5 protein-coding genes and 1 pseudogene are annotated in these 8,067 nt (G+C 66.0%); 5 read left to right on the top strand and 1 reads right to left on the bottom strand.

Annotated features, from left to right (window positions below):
- Positions 1 to 14 precede the first annotated feature (14 nt).
- The 4 genes from tssK to tagF are packed head-to-tail and all read left to right on the top strand — an operon-like array spanning position 15 to position 6,183.
- On the top strand, positions 15 to 128 hold the full coding sequence (gene tssK / locus ABWP84_RS17435) for a type VI secretion system baseplate subunit TssK (RefSeq protein WP_353213298.1): 114 nt from the start codon (positions 15 to 17) through the stop codon (positions 126 to 128).
- Positions 125 to 1,495, top strand: coding sequence for a type VI secretion system protein TssL, long form (gene tssL, locus ABWP84_RS17430; protein ID WP_353213297.1), 1,371 nt, complete (start codon positions 125 to 127; stop codon positions 1,493 to 1,495). Before tssK ends, tssL begins: the two co-directional genes overlap by 4 nt.
- Positions 1,495 to 4,953, top strand: a complete 3,459-nt coding sequence (gene tssM, locus ABWP84_RS17425; protein ID WP_353213296.1) for a type VI secretion system membrane subunit TssM — start codon at positions 1,495 to 1,497, stop codon at positions 4,951 to 4,953. The genes tssL and tssM overlap by 1 nt, the downstream gene beginning before the upstream one ends.
- On the top strand, positions 4,954 to 6,183 hold the full coding sequence (gene tagF, locus ABWP84_RS17420; RefSeq protein ID WP_353213295.1) for a type VI secretion system-associated protein TagF: 1,230 nt from the start codon (positions 4,954 to 4,956) through the stop codon (positions 6,181 to 6,183).
- Here tagF and ABWP84_RS17415 read toward each other — a convergent pair.
- The gene (locus tag ABWP84_RS17415; RefSeq protein ID WP_353213294.1) at positions 6,158 to 6,616 is read right to left on the bottom strand and encodes a ParB/Srx family N-terminal domain-containing protein; all 459 of its coding nucleotides are present in this window, start codon (positions 6,614 to 6,616) and stop codon (positions 6,158 to 6,160) included. The genes tagF and ABWP84_RS17415 overlap by 26 nt on opposite strands.
- Before the next feature lie 1,136 nt (positions 6,617 to 7,752).
- Between ABWP84_RS17415 and ABWP84_RS17410 the strand changes: the two are divergent.
- Positions 7,753 to 7,968: pseudogene (locus tag ABWP84_RS17410) on the top strand (DUF2924 domain-containing protein); the annotation flags it as partial.
- Positions 7,969 to 8,067 lie beyond the last annotated feature (99 nt).

Below are 8,067 nucleotides of genomic sequence, written 5' to 3'. Positions count from 1 at the left end.
CGACCTATTTCGAGCTGGATCGCGGCTCGCCGCATTGGCAGCAGATGCAAACCTCAGGCGGCTTTGCCATCCACGTCTCCGGTGATTTCCCCAATCTGCGTCTCTCCCTCTGGGCCATCCGCGCATGAGCGACAATCCTTTTGGCGAACCCGATGATGCCGAGCGCACAGTGGTGGGGCGCCCGGCCCTGCGGCCGGTGGCGCAGGTGGCGCAAGGTGCCATGCCCCCACATCAGCCCGGCGCAATTGCCCCTCGCCTCGCCGGAGAAGCCGAGACCTTCCCCAAGGTCGGCCTGGGTCCACTTGCAGCCGCCGCCTCGCCATTGCTCGCCATCCTGGCCCGCCTAGCCAATGCCGGCATCGCCAGCCAGCCACCGGTGGATGAGTTGCGCGAACGTGCACTGCGAAATCTCCGCACCTTCGAGGCCGATGCGCGCAACGCGGGCAGCACAGCTGAGGAAATCCGCGCCGCCCACTACGTCCTCTGCGCTGCGCTGGATGATGTGGTGCTGAGCATGCCTTGGGGTGCACAAAGCATCTGGGCGCAAAAATCGCTGGTCTCAACCTTCCATCAGGAGACCCGGTCGGGTGAACGTGTCTTCGACCTGCTGACGGGCATGATGAAGGACCCCGGCCGATACAAGGGCGCGCTCGAGGTGAATTACCTGGCGCTGTCGCTTGGCCTGCAAGGCAAATATCGCCTGATGCCGCGCGGCACGGCGGAACTGGATCGCGTGCGGGAAGGTCTCTACCAGTTGCTGCAGACCTTGCGCGGCAATTGGGAGCGGGAGCTATCGCCGCATTGGCGCGGGGCGGATGCGCCGTATCGCGCCAAGGGCCGTTCGGTGCCCTTCTGGGTGTCCTTCGCTCTCGCCGCAGCATTGCTGGCGGGCGGCTGGTACTGGCTGTCGGAAAAACTCGGGGCTTCGGCCGAAGATCTCTATGCCCGCATGGCGGCGCTGCCGCCTGGCAGCCTGCCTTCCATCAATCGCACCGTGCCGCCACAGCCGCCCGCGCCGCCGCCTCCGCCGCCGCCCAACGACGTGCGGCGCCCCGATGCCGTCGTCACGCTGCGCCGCTTCCTTGAGCCCGAAATTCGCCAAGGACTGGTCACCGTCGATGGCGATGCGCAGCGTCTGCTCGTGCGCATCCGCAACAGCGGCATGTTCCGGTCCGGCGCCGCGACGGTGGAGCCGGCCTTCCAGGACATTCTGCGCCGCATAGGCGAGGGGCTGCGCGACGAGCCTGGTCAGGTGCAGGTGCAGGGCCATTCCGACAATCAGCCCATTCGTACCCTCCGCTTTCCCTCTAATTTTGTCCTATCCCTGGCCCGGGCGCAGGAGGCGATGGCCCTTATCGTCGCCGCCAATGGCAGCCCCGCCCGCTTCACCGCAGAGGGCCGCGCCGACGCCGAACCTCTGGCGTCCAATGCCACCGCCAATGGGCGGGAAGAGAACCGACGCATCGAGGTTATTCTGCTCAGGGGGGCACGCTGATGCGCAGCTTCTTTTCCGTCACCGCCCTCGGCGCTCTGCTGGGCGTGGGCTTGCTGAATGTCGTGGTCTGGCTATTTTCGCCGCTTCTGAGCGAGGTGTTTGATGCGATCTGGCTGCGCTGCGGGCTGGTCATCATCCCGTTCCTTGTTTGGGCACTGACCTGCTTTCTGCTTGGCCGCAAACGCGAGAGCCGTGATGCTGGCCTGCTCAAAGCCGCAACCGCCGCCGATCCGCAGGCCAAGAAGGACGAAGCAGCGGCCGAGGAAGAAGCCGCTCTGCGCGAAAAACTGACCGAGGCCTTGGCGAAACTCAAGAATGCGGCCGGCGGCAAGGGTGCCTATCTCTATGACTTGCCCTGGTATGCCATCATCGGCCCGCCAGGCTCAGGCAAGACCACGGCGCTGCTGAATTCCAGCCTCGAATTCCCGCTGACCGAAGGGCGTGTCGCCGGCGTGGGCGGCACCCGCTTCTGCGACTGGTGGCTGACCGAGCGCGCCGTGCTGATCGACACCGCCGGCCGCTACACAACCCAGGACAGCGATGCCGAAGCCGACAAGGCCGGCTGGGAGCGTTTTCTCGACCTGCTGAAAAAGAACCGCCCCCAGCAGCCGCTGAACGGCGTGCTGGTGGCCTTTGGCATGGACATGCTCTCCCGCCTCGATGCCGCTCAGCGCGAGGCGCATGCACGTTCTGTCCGCCGCCGGATCAAGGAGCTGGAAACCAAGCTCGGCCAGCGCCTGCCAGTCTATTTTCTCATCACCAAATCTGATTTGTTGCCCGGCTTCACCGAGTTCTTCGACGACCTCGACAAGCCGGGCCGCGAACAGGTCTGGGGCTTCACCTTTGGCGTGAAGGAGGGGGTGGAGAAGTTTTCGTCAGAATTCGCGACACTGTCCGAACGGCTGATGCTCCGCCTCATCGAGCGCTTGCAGAATGAACGCGGCCCCTCGCAGCGCGCTGCCATCGCGGGCTTCCCGGCGCAATTCGCGTCAGTCGAAACGCCGCTGAAGGAATTTGCCCAGGCTGCCTTCGGTGGTTCAAAGCTCGATCCGGCGCCCTTCCTGCGCGGCGTTTACTTCACCTCCGGAACGCAAGAGGGCTCGCCGCTCGACCGGTTGGCCGGCGCGCTGTCGCGCAGCTTCGGTCTCGACCCTTCCCGCCCTTCCGCCGCGATGGGGCAGAAGGGCCGGGCCTATTTCCTCGGTCGGCCGCTGAGGGATGTCGTGTTCAATGAGGCCATGCTGGCGGCCAATGATCATAGGCTGGAAGCCCGCGGGCGGCTGCTGCAGATCGGCTCTTGGGCGGCCTCGCTGCTTCTGGTGCTGGCTGGTATCGTCTGGGGCTGGGCGGCCACAAATGCCGAGGGCGTGCGCAGCCAAAAGTTGGCCGAGGCCGTCGTCGCCGCCGAGCAGGCGGCTCGCGCACAGCCGCTTGATCAGGTGCAAAGCCCCGATCTGACGCGCGTGTTGGGCTATATCGAAGCAAGCCGTGCCCTGCCGCCCGCTGCCGCCGGCGAGGGCCCAGCCTTCCGCCTCAGTCAGCAGGAGATACTGGGTTCAGGCGCCGAAAGCGCTTATCGTCGTGTCTTGGATCGTGTGCTGCTGCCACGTCTTCTCACGCGGCTGGAGCAGCAAATCCGCGAGGGCATCCAGCGCCCGGATTTCCTCTACGAGGCCGTGCGGGTTTACCTCATGCTGGGCAAGCAGGGGCCGATGGACCGTGGCCTGGTGACGGAATGGTTCGCGCTGGACTGGAGCCAGAGCTTTCCCGGCGCAGTCAACCAGCCAGGGCGCGATGCGCTGCGGCGGCATCTCGAAACCATGCTGACCGGCACCTTGGCCACCTATCCGCTGGATGGGGCGCTGGTTGATGAGGCACGGCGCGTCTTCTCCCGCCTGCCTATGGCGCAGCGGGTTTATGCCCGACTGCGGCCGCTGGCTGAGAACGCGCAAGCCTGGGTGCCAGCGCAGCCTCTGGGCGCGGCCGGCCAGCGCCTTTTCAGCCGCCCATCAGGCCGGCCCTTGAGCGAGGGCGTGCCCGGTTTCTTCACCGTGGAGGGTCTGCACCGCGCCGTGCTGCCCCGCCTGCCGCAGGCGGTGCTGGAAGCAGCCAGCGAAGCTTGGGTGCTCGGCCCGCAGGCCGCCTCCATCGCCTCCGACCCGCGCCGACTGGAGGCCGATGTGCTCGCGCTCTACGCGGCCAATTACGTACAGGCCTGGGAGGCCATGATCGGTGACCTGGCTTTGCCGCCCTTTGCCAGCCTGAATGCGGCGGCCGAAGCGCTGAACCTGCTAGGCGCGCCCAATAGCCCGATGAAGGACCTACTCCGAAGCATCGCCCGCCAACTTGCCCCAGGCACCGCCCCCGATGCGCCGGCCACGCCCGCCGCTGCCGCTGCTGGTGCGGCGGGGGCAACTGCCAGCCGTCTGGCCGCAGCGGTGGGAGTTCTCAATTCCGGCGGCGCCACGGCGGTGGCGGCGGTGGTAGAACCCCACTTCCAGGCTCTGCGCGAGGCGAGCGGTCAGCCATTGGATGGCGTATTGGCCATTCTTAACGACCTCTATGTGCAGGTGGCACGGCTGGCCAATTCAGCACCTGGGACCGTGCCGCCGCAGACGATGGGGCTCGACGCCGGGCAGCGTTTGCTGGCCGAAACCCAGCGCCAGCCTCAGCCCATCCGTTCATGGCTGAACGCCATGGCGCAATCCACCGGCCGCGCGCGGGCCGGTGGCGCACAGGCCGCCATTGCAGCAGCGGCCAGCGGTGGCGGCGGAGGTGGCGCCAGCCTCAACCAAGTCTGCCGTGGTATCGAGCAGCGCTTCCCCTTCCGGCGCATGGCCAATACACCGGACATGCCGGCCGATGACCTCATCCGACTCTTTGCCCCCGGCGGCATGTTTGACCAGTTCTTCGCGCAGCATATCCGGCCCTATGCCGACACGACCCAGCGGCCTTGGCGGCCAGTGGCGGTGGAGGGGCTGCCACCGGCGATCTCAGCCGCCGACCTCGCGCAGTTCCAGCGCGCGGCGGCGATACGTGATGCCTTCTTCCCCACCGGGGTGGCCAACGGCTTCCGCTTCCAACTCCTTCCGCAGGGGCTGCCGGCTGGGGTGACGGCGGGCACGCTCGACGCATCCGGCTCCCGCCACGCGCTCACGCCCGATGGCAGCGGGCGGCCAATAGACCTGTCCTTCCCAGCCCTGCATCCCGTGACGCTGACCTTCGACCCGCACTCTAGCCAGGGCGATTTGGCCTATGATGGCGCCTGGTCAACGCTGAAACTGGTCTTCCTGCACAGGCTCACGGCGACGGCGACGCCGGACCGCTTCCGCCTGATGGTGCAACGGGGCGAGCGAAGCGTAGAATTTCTGCTACAGGCCGGTAGCAGCATTAATCCCTTCGGACTGCGTGATATGCTGGAATTCCGCTGCCCCGCCTTCGTGCCGCAGCCTGGCTGAATGGAGAGCCAGCCCCGCACCGGCCTGTTCGGGAAAATCCCAGCGCATGGCGACTTCGTTCGCCGGGCCTTGCCGCTCAGCTTCGCCCGGCCATGGGATGAATGGCTGTGCCGCGGGTTGGCCACCGCCCGTGCCATGCTGGGCGATGGCTGGAACGCAGCATGGGAGCGCGCGCCGGTTTGGCGCTTCTGCCTCGCCCCGGGCATTTGCGGGCCGGAGGCGGCGGTGGGCGTGCTGGCCACCTCGGCCGATATGATGGGGCGGCAATTCCCCATCACCCTCGCCGCCACATTGCCGATGGCGGCCACGCCGCCGCCAGAGGATTGGTTCGCGGCGCTGGAGCAGGCTGCCCTCGCGGCGCGGACAGGCGGGCTGGATGCTGATGCTCTGGCGGCCATGCTGCCGCCGCTGCCACCTGCTGACCTGGACGCCACGCTGGCTGGCCTCAGCCAGTTTTGGACAGCCGATGGCGCCACCGGCAGCATGCCTTCGCCCGAGGGCTTCGCCCGGCTACTGGAGATACCCACACCCATGATGAGCACGCACTGCTCAGCCGCCAGCCATCCCGGCGCGGTGCGTAAGCGCAACGAGGACAGCCTAGTCAACCGGCCCGATCTCGGTCTCTGGGCAGTGGCCGATGGTGCTGGGGGCCATGGCGCGGGCGACTTCGCCAGCCAGGCGATCGCCGAGGCATTGGAGAGCATCCCGCCCGGCCTGTCCGGCGCGGAGATCTTGGCCCAACTGCGCCGGCGCTTGGCCGATGTGCACAGCAGGCTGCAAGCCCGCATGGAAGGCAGTGGCGGCATCAGCGCCTCGACCGTCGCCATACTGCTGCTGCGCGGCGAAGATTATGCGGCTCTCTGGGCCGGTGACAGCCGGATCTATCTGCTGCGCGATGGCGTTCTCTCGCGCGTGACCCATGACCACAGCTTGGTTCAGGAACTGGTGGATGCTGGCATCCTGAGCGAGGCCGAGGCGGAAAGCCACCCACAGGCCAATGTCATCACCCGTGCCGTGGGTGCCCATGGCGACCTAGAACTGGACAAGACACATGGCCGGTTGCTGCCTCGGGACCACTTCCTTCTGTGCAGTGATGGGCTGTTCAAGGAGCTGCCAGAGGTCGATATCGCAGCGTTCCTCGCCGATGGCGCGGACGCCGCCGAGATGGTGCGCCGAGCGGTGGAAGCCGGTGGGCGCGATAATGTCACAGTTGTGACTGTGCAGGCATGAAGCCCCCCTCGAGGTAGCTGCGGGTGGCTGCCAGTTCCGTCGCGGAGAAGCCGAGCGCCGCCAGATTGATCTCCGGCACGGCCTGAACCGCTGCCAGCGCGTCACGCAACAGCGCCTGGTCCCAGGTCGCGTTCTCCGCGATGCGATTATCGGCGAGGCGGAGCGCCTCCTTCTGCGCCGCAGACAAATGCCGCAGCACGATCATCGGCACCTCGGCCATGCCGAGCGCCGACGCGGCTTCGAGCCGGCCATGCCCGGCGATCAACACGCCGGCCTCATCCACCAGCAGCGGGTTGGTGAAGCCGAAGGCCAGCATGCTGGCCTTGATCTGCTCCAGCTGCTCGGCGCTGTGCACGCGGGCGTTGCCGGCATGGGGGCGCAGCTCCGCAACCGGGCGCAGAACGATCTTCGCCGCCATCCAGGGGAGCGTCATGATGCCATCCAGTTTGCAGCAGCGGGAAGGGCAGCGGCCCAGCGTCAGGTTGAGGCTATGGTTCTGAAGCCACGGGCAAAGGTCGCAAACCGCAACCCATATTTTTGGCCTGGCGCTAGCGATGTGGCGCGCGCTTGCCCCCCGCATACGACATGGCCAGGAAGGACCCTGGATTAGTACTGCGCCTCAGCTTCGACTGGCCGGATTCCTGTCTTGGAAGCCACTGGCCGCAGCCGCATCTTCAGCGACTATCGAGACACTACCCAATCCAGATTCTGCTGGGGAGTGCGAAGATGTAGCGCCACTCAAAATTTCCACATATTCTCTCAATGCGCGGTAGCGAACGTCGAGGGTGAATTAAACGGATGAGCCTTCCCGCGAGTGGATCCGTCCTGGGTGTCGACGTCGGCTACTCTCCGAAGAGGAGGTCGAGCGCCGTATGCCGGTTGTCCTGGCAAGATGGCTCTCTTGCATGGTCCATCTCTCGTTTCCGGCACATCGAGCCGGAATGGCGCGAAGCACTTGCCGCCTCTGTCGCGGACACACGAATTTTGTGCGCGGCGTTCGATGGTCCACTGCGCTGCGGCTTTGATGAGATCGGTCGCTATCGCCGAGCGGAGCAGATGCTGACGCGCGAGCTCGGTCGGAAGATTGGGAAGCCAGGCCAATCAAGCACCCCTGTTGGACGACGTCTGAACGGAGCGGCGAACCTCTATGCGCGCTCTATCGCTGGTCGAGCGGAAATCGCGCCGGCTCGGCACGAGCACGCCATCAACACGGCTTCGATCGCAGAGGCGTTCCCGAGCACGTTCCTCGGTGTGATGCTGCCGTGGCCCACTGGCGTTGCGGTGACGCGCGGCACCCGTTCGGACATTTTCTTTCAAAGACATGCCGAGACGGGCGGCTTGCAGGCACTGATAGATTTCTTTCTACCAGGCTGCCGCACCATGACGTCCTGGGACACGGTCACGAACCATGATGACCGCGCCGCCCTGGTGTGCGCACTCACAGCCCTATGCGTCGCAGCGGGCGATTACGTTGCTGTCGGCGATCAAGACGGATGGATCGTGTTGCCCCCGCGACAGTTCATCCAGGCTTGGGCCTGGAATGACCTAGTTGAGAACGCGGCTGGTGCCCTCCGGCGCATCCGCGGCGACGATATGCCAATCATCGGCACTCGCCTGATCCGCGAGTACCAAGGCGTCGAGCACAGCGTCACGGTGTTGCATTACGGCTTCGAATATCAGGGCCGCCCCTACCAGTCGCTCTCCTCCATCGCACGCGCCATTACCGGCACCCGCTGGAATGGGTGGCTGTTCTTTGGCCTGAAAAACCGGAGGGCTGCCGCATGAGGCGCAAACCCAGCACCGAGCTCGCGATGCCAGCCACGGTCAGGAAAATCCGCGCCGCCGTGTACACGCGGAAGTCGAGCGAGGAAGGGCTCGACATGG

Origin of the sequence: Rhodovarius sp., assembly GCF_040399605.1 — a bacterium.
Taxonomy (GTDB): domain Bacteria; phylum Pseudomonadota; class Alphaproteobacteria; order Acetobacterales; family Acetobacteraceae; genus Rhodovarius; species Rhodovarius crocodyli_A.
The sequence above is the reverse complement of the archived record's forward strand: the minus strand, read 5'-3'. Positions and strand labels throughout refer to the sequence as shown.

Bases quoted from the DNA above. Each gene is read 5' to 3' on its own strand.
- tssM (WP_353213296.1), top strand. From the start codon at position 1,495: ATGCGCAGCTTCTTTTCCGTCACCGCCCTCGGCGCTCTGCTGGGCGTG.
- ABWP84_RS17415 (WP_353213294.1), bottom strand. From the start codon at position 6,616: ATGACGCTCCCCTGGATGGCGGCGAAGATCGTTCTGCGCCCGGTTGCG.
- tssL (WP_353213297.1), top strand. From the start codon at position 125: ATGAGCGACAATCCTTTTGGCGAACCCGATGATGCCGAGCGCACAGTG.
- tagF (WP_353213295.1), top strand. From the start codon at position 4,954: ATGGAGAGCCAGCCCCGCACCGGCCTGTTCGGGAAAATCCCAGCGCAT.